The organism is Ruegeria sp. BHSA191 (assembly GCF_059613325.1).
Genome location: NZ_JBXWSH010000004.1, coordinates 70879 through 90158, shown reverse-complemented (window position 1 = coordinate 90158; position 19280 = coordinate 70879). Strand labels below are relative to the sequence as shown.

Below are 19280 nucleotides of genomic sequence, written 5' to 3'. Positions count from 1 at the left end.
AACACTCTGGCCCGTTTCGGCGGCAAGTTGCTGAAAATGTGCCGGAACAGGCGGATTTTTTCGCGTTTGCCGCACACGGGCTTTCACCAATTCGAGAGCAGGCCCGATACTGGTACGTCGCACCCGAACACTCTGCTAAGCCCAGAGGTGTCACTTTGCGCAGCCGGATTGGACCCAAGCATGAAACAAGACCTTTTTGGACAGATGAACACCCTGACCGACCCGATCGCGGTCGAGGCGTGGAACGGTGTGCTGCTTGGTTTCCTGGCCCACGCGGCCGTAACACCCCAGCATCTGGGCAGAGTGCTGGAACTGGAACCGGAATTTGCGCTGGGCCATGCGGTCAAGGGGTTGTTCATGGTGCTGCTGGGCCGGCGCGAAATGACGGCTGTCGCCCACGAGGCCGCCGCAACCGCCCGCGCCGCCGCCGATCACCAGCCGATCACCCCGCGCGAGGCGTTGTATCTGGACGCCCTGGATCAGTGGCTGGCGGGTCATCCGTCGCGCGCGATCCAGACGTTCGAGACCATCCTGCGCGCCCACCCCGAGGACGCGCTGGCCATGAAGCTCAGCCATGCCACCCGGTTCGTTCTAGGCGACGCGGCCGGTATGCGCCGCTCGATCGAGCGGGTCCTGCCCGCCTATGCGCCCGATCATCCGGGCCGCGGCTATCTGCTGGGCTGCCATTCCTTCGCGCTCGAGGAAACCGGCGACTATGACAAGGCCGAGATCGCGGGCCGGCAGGCGCTATGGATGGTGTCGGACGATGCCTGGGGCCTGCACGCGGTGGCGCATGTGCACGAGATGACCGGCAACGCCAAGGCCGGCCTGGACTGGTTCGCGGGGCGCGAGGCAGCCTGGGCGCATTGCAACAATTTCCGCTATCACGTCTGGTGGCACAAGGCGCTGATGCATCTGGATCTGGGTCAGGTCGATCAGGTGATCGCGCTCTACGATCACGAGATCCGCAAGGACAAGACGGATGATTACCGCGACATCTCGAACGCGACTTCGCTGCTGTCGCGGCTTGAACTGGAAGGCGTCGATGTCGGCAGCAGGTGGGAAGAACTGGCCGATCTGAGCGCGGCGCGCACCGAGGACGGTTGCCTGATCTTTGCCGATCTGCACTATCTGCTGGCCCTTACCGGAGACAGCCGCGCCGATGCCACGGCCAAGTTGCTGGGGCGCATTCACAAGGATGCCCAGACCCCCGAGACCGACACGGCAAGGCGCATGGCCGATCCCGGCCTAGCGGCTGCCAAGGGGCTCGAGGCGTTCGGAGAGGGCGACCATGCCCGCGCCTTTGACCACCTGCTGGCCGCGCGCGACAGCATGCAGCTGGCGGGCGGCAGCCACGCGCAACGCGACGTCTTCGAACGCATCACCATCGATTCCGGCCTGCGCGCGGGGCGGTTCGACGCGGTCGAGCGCATTCTGGACGACAGGCGGGCCAAGCGCGGAGGCGCCGAGGACAATTATGCCCTAGCCCGGCGTGCGCTGATCGACGCCGCGCGCGACCAGTCGGATGCGCAAAGCGTGCCTGCAGAATAACGACAAGACCAAGAAGGACCCGAGACCGCATGGCGACCGCATCGCCCGTTTCTGATTTTGCCCCGGTGGAAACCCCCGCCGCAGCCCGCCCCGCGACGCGGGACCCGCGGCTGGATTTCTATCGCGGCATCGCGATGTTCATCATCCTGATCGCACATATTCCCAACAACCCGTGGTCGCGCTGGATTCCGGCGCGGTTCGGCTTTTCCGATGCCACAGAGATTTTCGTCTTCTGTTCGGGCATGGCCTCGGCCATCGCCTTTGGCGGAGCGTTCCTGCGCAAGGGCTGGTGGATGGGCACGGCGCGGGTCAGCTTCCGCATCTGGCAGGTCTACTGGGCGCATATCTGCCTGTTCTTCTTCGTCGCCATGTCCATGGCGGCCTTGGATCTGTCGGGTACCTTCGACAAAAGCTATGTCAACGCTCTGAACCTGCAGCATTTCTTCAACGACCCGGCGCCGCAGATGGTGGGGCTTTTCACGCTGACATATGTTCCGAACTATTTCGACATCCTGCCCATGTACCTGGTGGTTTTGGCGATGATGCCGCTGTTCATGGGGCTGTCTCGGGTCGGGGTCTGGGCGGTCGGGCTGGTTTCGGTCGCGATCTGGCTGGTCGCGCAAACCGGCGCGTTGGCCCTGCCGGCCGAGCCGTGGTCGGACCGGCAGTGGTTCTTCAACCCGTTCGGCTGGCAGCTTCTGTTCTTCACAGGCTTTGCCTTTATGCGCGGCTGGCTGCCGGCGCCCCCGGTGTCCAAGACCCTGATCTGGGCGGCGGTGGCGTTTCTGGTCCTGTCTGCGCCCTTCGGATCATGGAAGGTGTTTCTGTGGGTTCAGGCCGCAGCCCCCGACCTGGCGGCCGAAATCCGCAAGGTCTGGCCGCTGACGGCCGAACTGCGCGAAAAGACGGATTTCGGCCTGTTCCGCTATGTGCACTTTCTGTCGCTGGCCTATCTGGGCTGGGTCGCAGCGGGCACCCATGGGCACCGGCTGATCGCAACCGGACACGGCGCCTACGCGCGGATCTGGCAAGTGGTCCTGAAGCTGATCACCAAAGTCGGCCAGCAATCGCTTGCCGTGTTCGTATTTTCCATGGCAGTGGCACGACTTATCGGCGTTTTCCTGGATGAATTCGGGCGGGATTTCGCCGCCGTTCTGACCGCCAATCTTTTTGGATTTGCAATGCTGATCGGCGTTGCCTATCTGGCCGCTTGGTTCAAATCACACCCGTGGAAGTCGAAGACATGAAGCTTACGCGTCGTTCCTTTCTGGCGTCGACAACGGCGCTCGCCTTCGCCCGGGCCGCATGGGCCACGGGCGGCGACGTTGCGTTTGACCGGGCCGATGTAATCGCCATGGCCCGAGACCTGGCCAGCCGCCCCTATCAGGCGCGCGCCCAGGTTCCGCAAGAGTGGCTGGACCTGACCTATGAGCAGTACCGGTCGATCCGGTTCCGGCTGGATCACGGGCTTTGGTTCGGGTCCGACACCCCGTTCAACGTGGATTTCTTTGCACCCGGCCTGTACTTCCCCCGCCCGGTCCAGATCTCGACCGTCGAGGGCGGCCGGGTCGAGGCCGTACCCTTCGATCTCGAGATGTTCGACCGGGCCGAGGACGTCCCGCCCTTGCCTGTCAGCGACACACTTGGCTTCTCGGGGTTCCGTCTGCGCACCGAGATGCACCGCCCCGGCAAGACCGACGAGTTCTGCGTGTTCCAAGGCGCCAGCTATTTCCGCGCCATCGGGCTGCACGAGGTCTATGGCCTGTCGGCGCGTGGTTTGGCGCTGAAAACCGGCGACCCCGAGGGCGAAGAATTCCCCGAATTCATCCGGTTCTGGCTGAAACGGCCCAGGCCCGGCCAACGCAACATGATCGTGCATGCGCTGATGGACAGCCCCAGCGTGGCCGGGGCCTACCGGTTTGACATTACCGCCGGAGAAGACTGCCAGATGCAGGTCGAGGCGACCCTGTTCCCGCGCACCGACCTGACCCATGTGGGCATCGCGCCGGGCACCTCGATGTTCCTGTTCGACCAGACCAATCATAACCGGTTCGACGATTTCCGCCCCGCCGTGCATGACAGCGACGGGCTGATGATCCGCAATGGTGCCGGCGAGGTGATCTGGCGGCCATTGGCCAACCCCACGCGGCTGCAGATTTCATCATTCGTCGACATGAACCCGCGCGGCTTTGGCCTGATGCAGCGCAAGCGCGCCTTTTCCGACTATGCCGATCTCGAGGCGCAATACCACAAACGCCCGGGTCTGTGGGTCGAACCGATCGGCGACTGGGGCAAGGGCACCGTGACGCTGGTGGAAATTCCGGCAGACCAGGAGATCTATGACAACATCGTCGCCTATTGGCGCCCGGCCGAGCCGATGGCGGCGGGCACGCAGGTCGATCTGGCCTATCGCCTGACTTGGGGCGAGCAGCCACAGCGCACGGCCATGCCGCGGGTGATCCGCACGGCCATGGGCGAGAATACCTTTGGCGAGGGCCGGCTGGCCGTGATCGACTTCGAGCCCAGCGAATTGTTCGAAGACCCCGACGCGCTGAGCGTCTTCGTGCAGTCACCCCATGCCGAAACGTCGGATGGCGTACTGCAGCGCAACCCCGACACCGGCGGACTGCGGCTGGCATTTTCCTTCCAGCCGGGCGACCGCGACCATGTCGAATTGCGGGCGCAGCTGCGTCTGGGCGAGGCCCCGGCCTCCGAGGTCTGGCTTTACCGGTGGACCGCATGAGCCCCGATCTTCATATCATGCCGCCCGAGGCCCCCCTGCCGATGCCCGCGCAGGACTTCCGCGCCGGGTTTCGCGACGCGAAAGTGCCCGAACGGCCCGACGACCGGTCTGCGGGCCTGTGGCGGGCAATGGCGTTTTCCCCCGCCATGGGCGCGACGCTGGCCCTGTTGTGGTTTCTGGTTGACTGGTTCGACACCGAGGGCATCAACCTGGTCGAGGCCATTCTGCTAACACTTATTTCGTTCAACTTCTTCTGGATCGCATTCACCGTCAGTACGGTTCTGCTGGGAATGGTTTCCTTGTCCCGCCAAGACCGGCCCCGGCGCGCGGCCCGGCCGCAGCCGTTGCGCGTGGCCCTGCTGATGCCGGTCTACAACGAAGTGCCGTGGAACGTTCTGGGCAATGCGCGCACGATGCTGGAAGACCTGCGCGCGCGTGGCGGTCAGCATCACTATGCGATGTTCATCCTGTCTGACACGCGCGACCCGGACATCGCCGCCCAGGAACAGGCCAGCGTCGAGGCGATGCGCACCACCCTGGCCCCGGGGCTTGAACTGCATTACCGCCGCCGCGCCGAAAACACCGACCGCAAGGTGGGCAACATCGCCGATTGGGTCAGCCGCTGGGGCGGCGCCTGGGATGCGATGCTGGTTTTGGATGCCGACAGCCTGATGACCGGGCGCGCCATCGCGCGGCTGACCGACGCATTGGCCCGTGACCCCGGCGCCGGGCTGATCCAAAGCTATCCGCAGTTGATCGGCGCCCAGTCGGTCTTTGCCCGGATGCAGCAATTCGCCAACGGCGTCTATGGCATCGCCTTTGCCGAGGGGCTGGCCCGCTGGTGCGGGCAAGAAGGCAATTACTGGGGCCACAACGCGATCATCCGCACCAAGGCCTTTGCGGCCTGCGCAGGCCTGCCAAAACTGCGCGCTCTCAGCGGACGCGAGCAATTGATCATGAGCCACGATTTCGTGGAGGCCGGCCTGCTGCGCCGGGCCGGATGGGGGGTCCGGTTCCTGCCCCGCATCCGCGGGTCCTACGAGGAAACACCCCCTACCCTGATCGACCACGCCCTGCGCGACCGTCGCTGGTGCCAGGGAAACCTGCAGCACCTGCGACTGCTGGGGTCGGCGGGTTTCAAGGCCGTATCGCGTTTTCACCTGTTCCACGGGGCCGTCGGATATCTGATGTCACCCCTGTGGTTCGCTCTGCTTCTCATGTGGGCGCTGATCGGCCAGGGCAAGGACGCCTCGGTCCTGCATTACTTCAGCCCCGACAATCCCCTGTTCCCGCAATGGCCGGAAATGACCGAGACGCGCCACGTTCTGATCATCCTGGTGATGTACGCGATGCTGCTGGCGCCCAAGATCCTTGGTGCGCTGGCCCTGCCGCTGAGCGGGGTCCGCTACTCCGATTTCGGCGGCGCCGGGCGGTTCTTTGCGTCCTTCCTGTTCGAGGTCATCCTGTCGATCCTGTTTGCCCCCATCCTGATGGTCCAGCAGATGATCGCGGTATTCCGCACGATGTTCGGGGTGCAAAAGGGCTGGGCGCCCCAGGCGCGCGCGGGTGGCCGGTACGGTCTGCGCACGCTGATCCTGTTTCATGCGCTGGAAACGGTCAGCGGCGTGGCGCTGAGCGTCGGCATCCTGTCCGGGCTGGTCTCGGTCTGGCTGGCCCCGATCGCCGTCAGCCTGACCTTCGCGGTGCCGCTCTCGGCGCTCAGCGGGGTCTCGGCGGCCCGGGCGCGGCGGTTGCTGCGGATGCCTGAGGATGTCAAGGAACCAGCGATCAGCCGCGCCGCCCGTGCCCACCGCAACGAGTTGAAGCGCCTGATCAAGGGCAAACGAACGCTGACCGCGGCGGAATGATCAGCCGCCCGGTAGGCCTTCGTACCAATCCAGCATCATGTCGGCCCAGCCTGCGGGCACAGTGTGGCCACCGGGGAACAGGGCGAATTCAAGCGCGCTGCCATCGGCGCAGCGGGTCCATTTGCGGCGCAGGAACGGCCCCGTAGTGGAAATCCCGTCCGGGCGGTTATCGGCGCAACCATTGGCCTGCCGCCAGATTTCCAGACCGGCAAAAATATCACCCTGCAGGAACCGGCCGCCACCCAGCGCCCGCCCCTCGAGCGGTACCACGTTGTCGGTCCAGCCATGGGTGTGGAACAGGCGGACAGGCCCGGCGCAGCCGTCGGGATGCGGGCGCCAGAACCCGCCCGATACCGGAACAAAGGCCGAAAACGCGTCGGGCTTGGCGCAGGCCAGGTAGTTCACCATGAACCCGCCGCCCGAAAACCCGCCAAGGATGACGCGGTCGGGGTCGATGTCAAACCGGCGGACGGCATCCCGGACCACTTCGGCCAGGAATGCGGCTTCGTCGCGGCCCTCCCAACCGGGATAGAAGTTCCAGCTTTTGCGCCCGTTGCGCAGCGCGCCGTCGGGTGCCATCACCGCGTATCCGCGCGCCAGCAGCGGTTCGACCATTCCGCGGTTCCTGAGGGTCCCCGACGCGCTGCCGCCGTAACCATGTAGGAACACTACCAAGGGCGGATGGTCCTGGTCGGGGACCTCGATCAGATAGGTACCCCGCGCGGTTTCACACGCCCCTTCGACCTCATCGCAGGCCGCCAGCGCCGGTCCGGCAAGCAACGCGGCCCAGACCGACAGCCACCGGGCAACGGCACTCACGATTGCACCTCGTAGGGGTCGACCGGCAACCCGGCCCGGATCCAGCCCGGCCCGGCCGCCGAGCCCAACATGCCCTCGGGGACGTCGATGATGTTGGAAAAACCGGCGCGGGTCAGGGCGTTGCTCAGCCGGGCCGACCGGACACCGCGCGCGCAGATCAGGGCAACCGGACGGCTGCGGTCGCCGCCGGTCAGACGGTCGAGTGCGGCCACGAAATCGTCGCGCCGCATATCCAAGGGGATCGCGCCCCGCCCGATACCCGTCGCCCGCCATTCCCGCGGTGTACGGATGTCGATCAGAAGAACGTCGCCGGACACGGCGCTGGCCTGCGCCTGCGCGACGCTCAGCTTGCCGCCGGAAAACTCCTCGGGGATCAGACGGTACTCGCGCATCGCAAACCCCACGGCCAAAGCGGCCGTTCCAACCAGCAACACCCATCTGCGCGGTTTCAACCTCTGCTCTGCCAACTCGAACCCTCCGGTTGGGATGGCCCGTTTCTAGCACAAGGGCCCTTTCACCGCCGCGCCAAATTCGCGCGCGGAAATCAAGTTTGCGTCATTTTTTCGCATTTGGGTCGGCGGAATCCACGGGCGTTAGGGCAAGGTGAAAAACTTGCAATAGCTGGACAGCCAATAAATTATCCTTACAAATTCAAGCCCACACTGACCGCTCAGCCCGGAGTATCGCACTTGTCCCTATTCCTCATCGCGGCCCTTCCGTTTCTTGGCGCTGTCTTTCCGGCCTTGCTGGTCCGGGCCGGTCGCAATGCGGCGGCCTCGGCTGCCGGGCTGACCACCTTCCTGGCGCTCATGGGGCTGTTGATCCACATCCCCGCCGTCATGCAGGGTGAGGTCGTGACCGCCCGTTTCGACTGGATTCCCGGGCTGGGGCTAAACGCCAACTTCATGCTGGACGGGCTGGGGTTCCTGTTTGCCCTGCTGATCCTTGGCATCGGTCTGTTGATCATCCTGTACGCGCGGTTCTACCTGTCGCGCGAGGATCCGATGGGGCAGTTCTATACCTATCTGCTGCTGTTCCAGGGCGCGATGGTTGGCATCGTTCTGTCGGACAACATCCTGCTTTTGCTGATTTTCTGGGAGCTGACCTCGCTCAGCTCGTTTCTGCTCATCGGCTATTGGAAGCACCTGCCCGAAGGTCGCCAGGGCGCGCGGATGGCGCTGGCCGTGACCGGGTCCGGCGGGCTGGCGATGATCGCAGGTATGCTGATCCTTGGCAACATCGTGGGGTCCTATGACCTGAGCGTGATCTTGCAAAACCGCGAGCTGATCCAGGCCTCACCCTATTACCTGCCGGCGCTGGTGCTGATCCTGCTGGGGTGTTTCACAAAGTCGGCCCAGTTCCCGTTTCATTTCTGGCTGCCTCATGCCATGGCCGCGCCAACGCCGGTTTCGGCCTATCTGCACTCGGCCACGATGGTGAAGGCCGGCCTGTTCCTGATGGCACGCATGTGGCCGGTTCTGGCGGGGACCGAGGCGTGGTTCTACATCGTCGCAACCACCGGTCTTGTAACAATGCTGATCGGTGCAGTGATCGCGCTGTTCAAGGATGACCTCAAGGCGTTGCTGGCCTTTTCGACGGTTTCGCATCTGGGACTGGTCACGATGCTGCTGGGGTTCGGCACCAAGATCGCCGTCGTGGCCGCCATCTTCCACATCATCAACCACGCCACCTTCAAGGCCGCCCTGTTCATGACCGCGGGGATCGTCGACCATGAAACCGGCACTCGGAACATCAAGCGGCTGGGAGGATTGCGCCACCTGATGCCGATTACGTTCACCATTGGCACCATCGCCGCGCTGTCGATGGCCGGCATTCCGCCGCTGAACGGCTTCCTGTCGAAAGAGATGATGTTGGAAGAGACGGTCCACACCGTCTGGCGCAATTCCCACTATCTGGTGCCAGGTCTGGCTCTGCTGGCAGCGATCTTTTCCGCGGCCTATTCCTTCCGCTTCATCAGCCACGTGTTTCTGGGCCCCGAGCGTGACGACTATCCCGCCCATCCACACGACCCCCCTGCAGGCCTGTGGTTGGCCCCCGCGTTCCTGGTGGTTCTGGTCGTCCTGATCGGCCTGAACTCGGCTGTCATCGTCGGCCCCTTGGTCGCGGTTGTGTCTTCCGCGGTGATCGGCGGCGAGAAGCTGCCTTATTATTCATTGAAACTGTGGCACGGGTTTACGCCGGCGCTGTATATGTCGGTCATCGCTACGCTGGGCGGTCTGTTTCTGCTGGCCCTGCACCGTCGCGGCGAAACCGCCTGGAACGCCCTCCCCCGCCCCGAGGCCAAGTCCATCTTCGACGCCGTCATCGGTGCGCTGACCGCCGCCAGTCGCTGGATCACGGACGAGCTGCACAACGGTGTCATCAGCCGCTATGCGATCATCCTGATCGCCTTCACCGTCGGGCTGGGGTACTATGCTTTCGCAACCGGCACGATCGGGTTGGAAACGCGGGTTCCGCTGGAGGCCCCCATCATCCCGATCATCGGCTGGCTGTGCCTGATCGTAGCGACGATGGGCATCATGTGGTTCCACCGCAACCGTCTGCTGTCTCTGGTCCTGATCGGGGTGGTGGGGCTGATCGTGTCGATGGCCTTCAACTATCTGTCCGCGCCTGATCTGGCTCTGACACAGATCTCGGTCGAAGTTGTCACGATGATCCTCCTGCTGCTTTCGCTGAACTTCCTGCCGACCGAGACCCCATGGGACAGCAGCGCGGCACGGCGCTGGCGTGATGCTGCCATTTCGGTGGTGGCCGGTATCGGAGCTGGGGGCTTGATCTATGCGCTCATGCTGCGCGATTTCGCCTTCCCGACGATTTCGGAATTCCACCTGGCCAATTCCTACAAGGGTGGCGGCGGCACCAATGTGGTCAACGTGATCCTGGTGGACTTCCGGGGATTTGATACCTTCGGCGAGATCATCGTGCTGGGGATCGCGGCACTGATCATCTTTGCTTTGACCGAGGCCGTGCTAGGCACCAGTGTTCGCGCCTACCTGCTGAACCGCAAGCCACATTGGCCCCAATCGGGCGACTCTCACCCGCTGATGATGGTTGTTGCGACACGTGTGATGATGCCGATTGCCCTTATGGTGGGTGCCTATATCTTCTTCCGGGGACACAACCAACCCGGAGGCGGGTTCATCGCCGGTCTCATAGTCGCGATCGCCTTCCTGATGCAGTACATGGCCAGCGGCTACACCTGGGCGATCGAGCGGCAACGGTTCTACTACCATGGCACCATCGGCTGGGGCGTATTGATCGCTGCGGCTACTGGTTTGGGCGCCTGGTTCAACGAGCGGCCCTTCCTGACCAGCGATTTCGGCTATCTGCATTGGCCACCACTGGAAGAGTTCGAATGGGCCACTGCCATGCTGTTCGACACAGGCGTGTTCCTTGCCGTTCTGGGCGCTGTGATGTTGGCTCTGGACAGCCTGTCGCGCTTTGCGTGGCGGCCGGGCATGGCGCAAGAATTCCCGATGGACATCAACCCTTTGCGCGATGACCCGATCGAAGAAGAACAAGAAAAGAAGGAGCAGGGCTGATGGAAGCTCTCGTCGCCTCGGCCGTTGGCGTGCTGACCGCCGCCGGGATTTTTCTGATCCTGCGCCGTCGGACCTTTCCGGTCATCCTGGGCCTGTCCTTGCTGACCTATGCGGTCAACGTATTTCTATTCGCCACGGGACGGCTGGCCGTGAATGCACCTGCAGTTCTGAACAAATACGAAGAGGTTCCCTACACCGACCCGCTGCCGCAGGCGCTGGTGCTGACGGCCATCGTGATCTCGTTCGGGATGACGGCGGTGATCGTGATGATCGCCTTGGGCGCCTATCTCTCGGCCAAGGATGACCACATCGACATGGCCGCGCGCGACAGCGTGGACGGCGCGGGAGAAGACGCATGAACCACTGGATCGTTGCGCCGATCGTCCTGCCCGCGATCCTGGCCCCGTTCATCATCATGGTCCTGCGCTATCATCTGGACCTGCAGCGCATCTTTTCGGTGGCGGGCGTGGTGGGCCTGCTGGGTATCGCGTTGACCATCACCGCGCAGGCGGCGGGTGGCGACATCCATGTCTACGAGCTTGGCAACTGGCCCGCCCCGTTCGGCATCGTGCTGGTGCTTGACCGGCTCTCCGCGATGATGGTGCTGCTGACCGCCTTGCTGGCCTTGCCCATCGTGCTGTACGCCATCGCGTCCGGATGGGACGAGCGCGGTGATCATTTCCACCCGCTGTTCCAATTTCAGCTGATGGGGGTTTGCGGCGCCTTCCTGACGGGAGACGCCTTCAACCTGTTCGTGTTCTTCGAGGTGCTGCTGATCGCATCATACGGTCTGATGACCCATGGCGGCGGCGCTGTGCGTCTGAAGGCCGGAGTTCAATACGTCACCTACAACCTGCTGGGGTCGACCCTGTTCCTGTTTGCATTGGGCACGATCTATTCGGTGACCGGAACGTTGAACATGGCTGATCTGGCCTTGCGCGTGGCCGAGATGCCGACCGAAGACACCGCCCTGTTGCGCGTGGGCGCGGTTCTGCTGCTACTGGTCTTCTGCATCAAGGCCGCCGTCCTGCCGCTGCATTTCTGGCTGCCGGCAAGCTACGCCAATGCACCATTGCCGGTGGCCGCCTTGTTCGCGATCATGACCAAAGTGGGGGCCTACTCGATCCTGCGGGTCTATACGCTGGTCTTCGGCCCGGACGTCCCGGTCTCGCAGGGACTGGTCGGCGACTGGCTGCAACCCGCCGCATTGGTGACGCTGGCCATCGGATCCATCGGTATATTGGGAACCCAACACATCGCCCGAATGGTGGCCTTCTGCGCCATAGCCTCGATGGGAACGCTGCTGGTCGCCATATCGCTGTTCACCGAGTCGGCGACCGCCGCGGCCTTGTACTATGTCTACCACTCCACCCTAGCCACCGCCTTGCTGTTTCTTGTGGCCGATCTGGTCATGCAACGCCGCAGCGGGGCAATCGCGCCGCGGCCGCCGATGCCGCAGAACGGGCTGATCGCTTCGCTGTTTTTCGTCGGCGCAATCGCCATGGCCGGCATGCCGCCCCTGTCAGGCTTCATCGGAAAACTTCTGGTGCTGGATGCCGCGCGGAACGCGCCTGATGCCACCGCCATCTGGGCCGTGGTCCTGATCGGCTCGTTCGTCACCATCGTGGGGCTTGCGCGTGCCGGCTCGTTGATCTTCTGGAAAAGCCAAGACGCCAGCACGCAGGATGATCCGACGCCCGAAGCGGAAACCGCCCCCGAAGACGCAGACCCCGCGCCACCGCCGCCGCCCGAGCCGCAGCCCGGCCTTGCCTTCACTTCGGTCTTCGGCCTCGTCGCGGGGCTGGTCCTGCTGACCCTGTTCGCCGGGCCGGCACTGGACTACACTCGCAGCACGGCGGCGCAGTTGTTTGCGCCGGAACAGTACATCTCGGCCGTATTGGGAAGGGAAGACTGATGAAACTATTGCGCCGGATATTTCCCCACCCGCATCTGAGCTTTCTGCTGACGATCGTTTGGGTGCTGCTGGCCAACGCGCCGTCGCTGAATTCGCTGGTTTTCGGGTTGCTTCTGGGTATCGTCATCCCCTTCATTACGCAGCCCTACTGGCCCGACCGTCCAGTGCTGCGCAATTGGCCAATGGTGGTGGAATACATCCTCGTCGTGCTGTGGGACATCGTGGTGGCCAACATCACCGTCGCCCGGATCATCCTGTTCAAGCCGGATGCCGAGCGCCAGCCCAACTGGGTCTCGATCCCGCTTGAACTGCGCACCCCCGAGGCGATCACCGTTCTGGCCGGTACCATCACGATGACACCCGGGACCGTCAGCTGCGACCTGTCCGCCCAGGGCCACTGCCTGCTGGTGCATTGTCTGGATTCCCCCGATCCGGGCGCCGTCCGCGACCAGATCAAACAGCGGTACGAGCGCCGCCTGAAGGAGATCTTCGAATGATCGAGTATGCAATATACTTTGCCTTTGCCTGTTTCGGCGCCGCGATCATGATGTGCCTTTGGAGGATCATCACCGCCGACGGCGTCGGAACCCGCGTACTGGCGCTTGACACCATGGTCATCAACACCATCGCCTTGATGATTCTGTATGGCCTTGCCGTCGGAACCGAGATCTTCTTTGAATCCGCGATGATCATCGCCATGCTGGGCTTTGTCTCGACCGTGGCATACGCGCGCTTCATGCTGCGCGGAAACATCATCGAGTGAGGCCGGCATGGAGTTTCTGTTTGAACTGCTGATCGCTTTTTTCCTGATCGTGTCAGGCATCTTCGGCTTTGTCGGCTCATTCGGGATGATCAAGCTGAAAGACCCGATGTCGCGCTTGCATGCGCCCACCAAGGCAACCACGCTGGGCGTGGGCGGCGTTCTGCTGGCCTCTATCTTCCATTCGGTTCTGATCGAGGGGCGCCTGTCGATGCACGAACTGCTGATTACCCTGTTTCTGTTCCTGACCGCGCCGATCACGGCCCTGTTCATTGCCAAATGGCATATTCACCGCCATGAAAAGCCCGAGAACCTGCCCGATGCCGGCGAGGATGGCCTGTGGGCCACCCACGCGGTCGAGCAGATGGAAGACGTCCCGGACCACAGCAAGAACTGAGCCGCATGCAAACGCCGTCCCTGCCCCTGACCCGCGATCTGGTTCTGATCGGCGGAGGCCACACCCATGCCCTGGTGCTGCGCAAATGGGGCATGAACCCGCTGCCAGGCGTGCGTTTAACCGTGATAAACCCGGAGCCGACGGCCCCCTATTCTGGCATGTTACCGGGATTTGTCGCGGGGCACTACGCACGGGAAGATCTCGATATCGACCTGGTGCGCCTGGCGCGGTTCGCGGGCGCTCGGCTCATCCTTGGCCCCGCCACCGGGCTTGATCCCGAACGTCGCGTCGTTCAGGTGCCCGACCACCCCGAGATCGGTTTTGACGTGGCCTCGGTCAATGTGGGGATCACGTCCGACATGCCCGACCTGCCCGGTTTTGCCGAACATGCAGTGCCGGCCAAGCCTCTGGGTCCGTTTGCCGCGCACTGGGCCGCTTATCTGAACGGCTCGGGCCCGGCCTCGGTTGCGGTCATCGGCGGCGGGGTCGCCGGGGTTGAACTGGTCATGGCCATGGCCCATGCCTTGCGTGCGCGCAACCGCAAGGCGCTAGTGACGCTTATCGACCGCGACCGAGCCTTGTCGGCGGTTGGTTCCAAGGCGGCGGCGACCCTTCGTCGAACCATGCACGACCTGGGTATCGACTGCATCGAACAAGCCGGCATTCTTCGCGTCGGACCGGATTACCTAGAACTGGCAGATGGTCGCCACATCGCCGCAGATTTCGTGACCGGAGCCGCAGGCGCCCGCCCCTATGACTGGATCGCGCAGACCGGTCTGGCCCTGCACGAGGGGTTCATCCGCGTGAACAGCCACCTACAGTCCAGCGATCCGTTGATCTTTGCGGCCGGGGACTGCGCGCACCTGTCCGAAGATCCCCGGCCAAAGGCGGGAGTCTTTGCGGTCCGCGAAGCACCAGTGTTGTTCGACAACCTGCGCGCCGCGCTGGGGGCCGGGCGGATGCGGAGTTATCGGCCGCAGAAGGACTACCTCAAACTGATTTCAATGGGCGAGAAATCGGCGCTGGCCGAGCGGCTGGGTACATCTTTCAGCGGCCCGCTGATGTGGAGATGGAAGGACCACATCGACCAGAAGTTCATGGATCGGTTTCGCGACCTGCCACGCACGAAAGCCCCACCCCTGCCGCGTCACCACGCCGCCGGCCTGCACGAGACGTTGGGAGAAAAGCCGATGTGCGGCGGCTGCGGGGCCAAGGTCGGGCGCGGCGCGCTGCGCGCGGCCCTGTCGGTCCTGCCCGGCAGCGACCGCCCGGATGTCACGCCTCTGCCCGGAGATGACGCCGCGCTGCTGACCGTCGGCACGGCCCGGATGGTGATGACCACCGACCACCTCAGGGCCTTCGTTGCCGACCCGGTTTTGATGACCCGGATCGCCGCGGTGCATGCGTTGGGGGATGTGTGGGCAATGGGCGCCGCGCCCTACGCCGCCACGGCAACCCTGATCCTGCCGCGCATGTCCACGCAACTGCAGAACCGGACGATGGCGGAAATCATGGAGACCGCGACCCAGGCCATGCGGCAGGCCGGGGCCGAGATCGTCGGCGGCCACAGCTCGATGGGCGACGAGATGACCATCGGCTTCACGGTGACCGGCCTGTGCGACACCGACCCGATCACCCTGTCCGGCGGACGGCCGGGCGACGCGCTGTTGCTGACCAAACCGTTGGGCAGCGGGGTCCTCATGGCCGCCGAAATGTCAGGTGATGCGCGCGGCGACTGGGTGCAGGCGGCATATGATCTGATGACGCAGCCCCAAGGCGAGGCGGCGCGTATACTGAGCGCGGCGCATGCAATGACCGACGTCACCGGCTTTGGGCTGGCCGGGCATCTGGCCGGGCTGTGCGAGGCCTCGGGTTGCGGCGCAATTCTGGACCTGAACGCGGTGCCGATCATGGATGGGGCGGACCAGCTGAGCCGCGCCGGCATCCGCTCGACCCTGTTTGCCGACAACCGTGCGATCGTTCCCGAGTTGCCCGAAGGCAACAAAGCCGATCTGCTGTTCGACCCCCAGACCGCCGGAGGCCTGCTGGCTGCCGTCCAACCCGACGCCGCCACGGCCCTGCGCGACCGGCTGCGGGCTGCGGGTTATCCGGCCGAAATCGTGGGTGAACTGATCGAGGCTCCGGGTCTGAAGCTTCGGGGTTGAACCAACAGCTCTTCGATTTGCGACGCCAGACTGTCCAGCGCTGTTGCGGTTAGCGACTCCGCCTGCAGTTGCGCCATCAAGTCCACCTTGTGGACCCGGCGCGATTTTTCATAGGCCGGGTCATAGTGCTGCTCCATCAGGGCACGGGTCAGCCCGGGCTTGTCGCCTTGGGCGATCAGATCGAACCAGCTATCCACCACGTCATGGCCGCGGTGATGGCGCAGCGGTGACAGACGCTCTTTAAGCCGCTCGGCATCGGACAGGATGTCGTCATAGGACGACACCAGATAAGCCGTGCGCGCCTCGATGGGTGCGGTGATCCGGATACGCGGCGCGATCCGCAGCGCCTTCCAAACCGAGGGCGGCAGGATCAGCGTACCGATCTTCGAGGATTCGGCCTCGACCACGACCGGGCGCGAAGGGTCCAGCGCAATCAGCGCCGCGGCGAGTGAGGATTCGAAAGCCTTTTGACTGGGTTGGCCGCCCGGTTGCTCGCCCAGAAGCGAGCCCCGGTGATTGGCCAGCGCCTCGAGGTCCAGAACCTGCACGCCCCTCTGGCGCAAGCGCTCCAGAAGCTCGGTCTTGGCGGTGCCGGTATATCCGTCCAACGCCACCAGCCGGTGCGGCAGCGGGTCGTCATACAGAAACCGGTTCACAAGCCGCCGATAGGTGCGGTACCCGCCCGAGACGACCTCGGCGCGCCAGCCGATCTGCTGCAGCATCCAGGTGAACGACCCCGATCGCTGCCCCCCGCGCCAGCAATAGACCAGGGGGCGCCAACCGCCATCGTGATGGCTCAGGCGGTTTTCGATATGGTCGGCGGCATTGCGGAACACCAGCGCCGCGCCCAGCTTGCGGGCCAGAAACGGGCTTTGCTGCACATAGATGGTGCCGACCCGAGCGCGCTCTTCGTTGTTCAGAACCGGCAGGTTGATGGCGCCGGGCGCGTGGTCTTCGGCATATTCCGCCGGGCTGCGCACGTCGATAACCGTGTCGAACCCGTGGGTGTAGAACGCGGTAAGGTCTGGAAACTCGATTGCCATAGATCATGGTCTAGCGCCGCGAGGGCTCAATGGAAACCCGCGACCGAGCGATCAGCCCTCGGCGATCGGCGCGATCAGCTGCGGGCCGCTGGCCCGGTTCGAGTTGACCGCTGTACTGACCCGGTAGAACTCCAGCAGGTCCTCGGGGCCGGGGCGCATAAGGCGTGCGGCCCCCTTGCCCACTTCGCCCAGCCACAGCGCCCAGTCTTTCGGCTCGAGTATCAGTGGCATGCGGTGATGGATGGCCTTGACCCGTGTGTTTGCGGCGGTGGTCACGATGGCGCAGGTGACGCGGCGGGCGTCAGGCGGCCCCCACTCCTGCCAGATCCCAGCAAAGGCGATGGGGGCACCGTCGCGGCGGTAGAAATACCACGGCAGGCGCGCGCCGTCCGCGTCCTTGGTCCATTCATAGAAACCCGTGGCGACGACGATGCAGCGCCGATCCCGGCAGGCGGCGCGAAAGGCCGGCTTGTCCGCCAGGGTCTCTGCGCGCGCATTGATCAGAAGCGGGCCGTCATTTTCGGACTTGTACCAATGGGGCAGAAACCCCCATCGCAACGGATCCAGCCTGCGCCCCGTTTCCCCGGCGCGGACCACATGCACCGGGTTGGTGGGACACACATTGAAGTTGGGCACCGGCGGCAAGTCATTCGCCGGGCGCGCGGCAAACAACTGTGCCATGGCATCATTGGGAAGAGTTATTGCAAACCGTCCACACATGGGCAATGAACCTAGCAGCGGAAAAACAGGATCGAGCGGCGCATAGTCTGATGGCAACTCAAGCACCAAATTCCCTCAAGGCCAAGGCATTGGCCGATCTGGAAACAGGCAAACTGCCCCAGGCTTTGAAAAAAGCGACGCTGGGCACCAAGAAATTTCCGCAGGATGCAGACTTTCACGCCATTGCGGGTTTCGTGCTGACCGAGATGAAGCAGTACAAGAAATCCATCCCCCATTTTCAGGAGGCGTCACGTCTGAAGCCGAATGACCCGCAATTCGTGGAAAACATCGCCAATGCTCTGATGCAGACCGGGCAGATCGCTCAGGCCCTGGCCTATTCCGAACGGATGTTGGACAAATTCCCGGGCAACACGGAAATCATCCGCGTCATCGATGAAATCAAGCTCAAGGGGCAGAACTGGCGCAGCATCGTCGAAAACGCCACCGAAAAGCTGAAGAACGACCCCGACAACCCCAAGCTTCTGGCCTCGCGCGGCCGGGCCTACGGCAAACTAGGCTTTGTCGAGGCCAGTTCGCGCGACATCACGCGGGCGTATGAACTGGCGCCAGACGACATGGGGATCGCCTTCCGAAAGGCGGTCGATCTGCATCAGGCGGGTGACAAGACGGGGTGTGCCGAGATTCTTTGGCGCATTCTGGAACAGGAGCCGCACCACATTTCGGCCTTGTATCAGCTGTCTTCGATGGTCGACCGGGAGCAGGCCAAGTCACTGATGCCGCAGGTCGAGGCGGCGATGGCCGAGCTCAACCACAGGGATTCGACGTTGGAATTCGCCAAGGCCCAGCTTGAGTCGAAAATCGAGGGCCTGGAGGCCGCACTCCCGCAGTTCGCGCGCGCCAATGCCGCCCAACACGCGGAAAACCCTTACGACTTCGGCGCCGAGGAGAAGAAACTCGAGCGGATCAAGTTCCTGTTCCCCTCCCCGGAGGCCGTTCCCAGTTCCGGCGTCGAAGACGTACCTTTGCCCATCTTCGTAGTCGGACAGCCGCGCTCGGGTACCACGCTGATGGAGATGATGCTGAGTGCGGTCCCGGATGTCGCCGGTTGCGGAGAACTGACCCTTGCCGCCGATCTGTCGGCGGTCTACTCGGATGAAAATCAGCCGTTCGGCGATACCGAGGCCCGCAAATTCGCCGAAGAGTTCCGCGAACTGATGCCGCCAATCCCTGACGGCTCCATCGCCTTCGTAGACAAGATGCCTCACAACTATCAGCGCGTGGGCTTCATCCTCTCGGCCTTCCCGAATGCCAAGATCGTGCACATGCTACGCGACCCGCGCGACGTAGGTCTGTCAAAATGGATTCGCCGTTTTCCCGCGAGTGGAATGCGCTACGCGTCAAACTTGGACTCCATCGCGCATTCGGCCAACCTGTATCGGCGCTACATGCAGCATTGGGATGCCATCTTCGGGGATCGCATCCTGACGGTGCCCTACGAAAAACTGGTGGCCGACCCTGAGACCTACAGCAAGCAGGTGGCCGCGTTCTGCGGGATCGATTGGCAAGAAAGCATGATGCACCCGGAGGAAAACAAGAAACAGGTGCGCACTGCTAGTATCGACCAGGTACGCAAAAAAATCTCGACCAAGTCGATCGGCGGCTGGCGCAAGGTCGCCGATCACGTCCGCTCCATGCTGGACGGGTTCGACCCAGAACTGTGGCCGGAATACGAGTTCGACTGAGACCCGCCAACGAAAAAAGGCCGCATCCCCGGA

The 19280-nt window shown here is 63.6% G+C and carries 16 protein-coding genes; 12 read left to right on the top strand and 4 right to left on the bottom strand.

Annotated elements, in window-relative coordinates; all coding sequences use genetic code 11:
• The first annotated feature begins 180 nt into the window (after window positions 1–180).
• Genes AC2FNS_RS05745 through mdoH form a run of 4 tightly spaced genes read left to right on the top strand, consistent with a single transcriptional unit; the run spans window position 181 to window position 6162 of the window.
• Window positions 181–1551, top strand: a complete 1371-nt coding sequence (locus AC2FNS_RS05745) for a tetratricopeptide repeat protein (protein ID WP_496711719.1) — start codon at window positions 181–183, stop codon at window positions 1549–1551.
• A 29-nt stretch (window positions 1552–1580) separates the two neighbouring features.
• A complete protein-coding gene (locus AC2FNS_RS05740) occupies window positions 1581–2798 on the top strand; it encodes an OpgC family protein (RefSeq protein ID WP_496711718.1) in 1218 nt (405 codons plus the stop codon).
• On the top strand, window positions 2795–4294 hold the full coding sequence (locus AC2FNS_RS05735; RefSeq protein ID WP_496711717.1) for an OpgD/OpgG family glucan biosynthesis protein: 1500 nt from the start codon (window positions 2795–2797) through the stop codon (window positions 4292–4294). The genes AC2FNS_RS05740 and AC2FNS_RS05735 overlap by 4 nt, the downstream gene beginning before the upstream one ends.
• Window positions 4291–6162, top strand: coding sequence for a glucans biosynthesis glucosyltransferase MdoH (mdoH, locus tag AC2FNS_RS05730; RefSeq protein ID WP_496711716.1), 1872 nt, complete (start codon window positions 4291–4293; stop codon window positions 6160–6162). The genes AC2FNS_RS05735 and mdoH overlap by 4 nt, the downstream gene beginning before the upstream one ends.
• Here the strand turns inward: mdoH and AC2FNS_RS05725 are convergent, their stop codons facing one another.
• Complete coding sequence (locus AC2FNS_RS05725) at window positions 6163–6981, bottom strand: CE1 family esterase (protein WP_496680155.1); 819 nt, start codon at window positions 6979–6981, stop codon at window positions 6163–6165.
• On the bottom strand, window positions 6978–7412 hold the full coding sequence (locus tag AC2FNS_RS05720) for a rhodanese-like domain-containing protein (RefSeq protein WP_496680153.1): 435 nt from the start codon (window positions 7410–7412) through the stop codon (window positions 6978–6980). The genes AC2FNS_RS05725 and AC2FNS_RS05720 overlap by 4 nt, the downstream gene beginning before the upstream one ends.
• Window positions 7413–7670: 258 nt before the next feature.
• On the opposite strand from AC2FNS_RS05720, the gene AC2FNS_RS05715 reads away from it, so the two are divergent.
• The 7 genes from AC2FNS_RS05715 to selD are packed head-to-tail and all read left to right on the top strand — an operon-like array spanning window position 7671 to window position 15781.
• The gene (locus tag AC2FNS_RS05715) at window positions 7671–10544 is read left to right on the top strand and encodes a monovalent cation/H+ antiporter subunit A (protein ID WP_496711715.1); all 2874 of its coding nucleotides are present in this window, start codon (window positions 7671–7673) and stop codon (window positions 10542–10544) included.
• Entirely contained in the window at window positions 10544–10903 is a 360-nt protein-coding gene (locus AC2FNS_RS05710; protein ID WP_496680150.1) for a Na+/H+ antiporter subunit C, read from the top strand. Before AC2FNS_RS05715 ends, AC2FNS_RS05710 begins: the two co-directional genes overlap by 1 nt.
• The gene (locus AC2FNS_RS05705) at window positions 10900–12459 is read left to right on the top strand and encodes a monovalent cation/H+ antiporter subunit D (RefSeq protein WP_496711714.1); all 1560 of its coding nucleotides are present in this window, start codon (window positions 10900–10902) and stop codon (window positions 12457–12459) included. The genes AC2FNS_RS05710 and AC2FNS_RS05705 overlap by 4 nt, the downstream gene beginning before the upstream one ends.
• Entirely contained in the window at window positions 12459–12956 is a 498-nt protein-coding gene (locus tag AC2FNS_RS05700) for a Na+/H+ antiporter subunit E (RefSeq protein WP_496684569.1), read from the top strand. The genes AC2FNS_RS05705 and AC2FNS_RS05700 overlap by 1 nt, the downstream gene beginning before the upstream one ends.
• Window positions 12953–13222, top strand: coding sequence for a K+/H+ antiporter subunit F (locus AC2FNS_RS05695; protein ID WP_490359877.1), 270 nt, complete (start codon window positions 12953–12955; stop codon window positions 13220–13222). The genes AC2FNS_RS05700 and AC2FNS_RS05695 overlap by 4 nt, the downstream gene beginning before the upstream one ends.
• A 7-nt stretch (window positions 13223–13229) precedes the next feature.
• Window positions 13230–13616 (top strand): Na+/H+ antiporter subunit G, encoded by a 387-nt coding sequence (locus AC2FNS_RS05690; protein ID WP_496687391.1) that lies wholly within the window; start codon window positions 13230–13232, stop codon window positions 13614–13616.
• 5 nt (window positions 13617–13621) lie between these two features.
• On the top strand, window positions 13622–15781 hold the full coding sequence (gene selD, locus AC2FNS_RS05685; protein ID WP_496711713.1) for a selenide, water dikinase SelD: 2160 nt from the start codon (window positions 13622–13624) through the stop codon (window positions 15779–15781).
• Here the strand turns inward: selD and mnmH are convergent.
• Both mnmH and AC2FNS_RS05675 read right to left on the bottom strand, forming a co-directional pair.
• Window positions 15721–16824 carry a tRNA 2-selenouridine(34) synthase MnmH gene (gene mnmH / locus AC2FNS_RS05680; RefSeq protein WP_496711712.1) on the bottom strand — a complete coding sequence of 368 codons (1104 nt, stop codon included), beginning with the start codon at window positions 16822–16824 and terminating at the stop codon, window positions 15721–15723. The two genes, selD and mnmH, sit on opposite strands and share 61 nt — an antisense overlap.
• A 51-nt stretch (window positions 16825–16875) precedes the next feature.
• Window positions 16876–17544: an SOS response-associated peptidase gene (locus AC2FNS_RS05675; RefSeq protein ID WP_496711711.1), complete on the bottom strand. Its 669-nt coding sequence runs from the start codon at window positions 17542–17544 to the stop codon at window positions 16876–16878.
• A 50-nt stretch (window positions 17545–17594) separates the two neighbouring features.
• On the opposite strand from AC2FNS_RS05675, the gene AC2FNS_RS05670 reads away from it, so the two are divergent.
• The gene (locus AC2FNS_RS05670) at window positions 17595–19247 is read left to right on the top strand and encodes a tetratricopeptide repeat-containing sulfotransferase family protein (protein ID WP_496711710.1); all 1653 of its coding nucleotides are present in this window, start codon (window positions 17595–17597) and stop codon (window positions 19245–19247) included.
• Window positions 19248–19280 lie beyond the last annotated feature (33 nt).

Excerpts from the sequence above, each read along its gene's own strand:
- AC2FNS_RS05695 (WP_490359877.1), top strand. The coding sequence starts at position 12,953 with ATGATCGAGTATGCAATATACTTTGCCTTTGCCTGTTTCGGCGCCGCG.
- AC2FNS_RS05700 (WP_496684569.1), top strand. The coding sequence starts at position 12,459 with ATGAAACTATTGCGCCGGATATTTCCCCACCCGCATCTGAGCTTTCTG.
- AC2FNS_RS05735 (WP_496711717.1), top strand. The coding sequence starts at position 2,795 with ATGAAGCTTACGCGTCGTTCCTTTCTGGCGTCGACAACGGCGCTCGCC.
- mdoH (WP_496711716.1), top strand. The coding sequence starts at position 4,291 with ATGAGCCCCGATCTTCATATCATGCCGCCCGAGGCCCCCCTGCCGATG.
- AC2FNS_RS05710 (WP_496680150.1), top strand. The coding sequence starts at position 10,544 with ATGGAAGCTCTCGTCGCCTCGGCCGTTGGCGTGCTGACCGCCGCCGGG.
- AC2FNS_RS05705 (WP_496711714.1), top strand. The coding sequence starts at position 10,900 with ATGAACCACTGGATCGTTGCGCCGATCGTCCTGCCCGCGATCCTGGCC.
- selD (WP_496711713.1), top strand. The coding sequence starts at position 13,622 with ATGCAAACGCCGTCCCTGCCCCTGACCCGCGATCTGGTTCTGATCGGC.
- AC2FNS_RS05690 (WP_496687391.1), top strand. The coding sequence starts at position 13,230 with ATGGAGTTTCTGTTTGAACTGCTGATCGCTTTTTTCCTGATCGTGTCA.
- mnmH (WP_496711712.1), bottom strand. The coding sequence starts at position 16,824 with ATGGCAATCGAGTTTCCAGACCTTACCGCGTTCTACACCCACGGGTTC.
- AC2FNS_RS05670 (WP_496711710.1), top strand. The coding sequence starts at position 17,595 with ATGGCAACTCAAGCACCAAATTCCCTCAAGGCCAAGGCATTGGCCGAT.
- AC2FNS_RS05745 (WP_496711719.1), top strand. The coding sequence starts at position 181 with ATGAAACAAGACCTTTTTGGACAGATGAACACCCTGACCGACCCGATC.
- AC2FNS_RS05740 (WP_496711718.1), top strand. The coding sequence starts at position 1,581 with ATGGCGACCGCATCGCCCGTTTCTGATTTTGCCCCGGTGGAAACCCCC.
- AC2FNS_RS05675 (WP_496711711.1), bottom strand. The coding sequence starts at position 17,544 with ATGTGTGGACGGTTTGCAATAACTCTTCCCAATGATGCCATGGCACAG.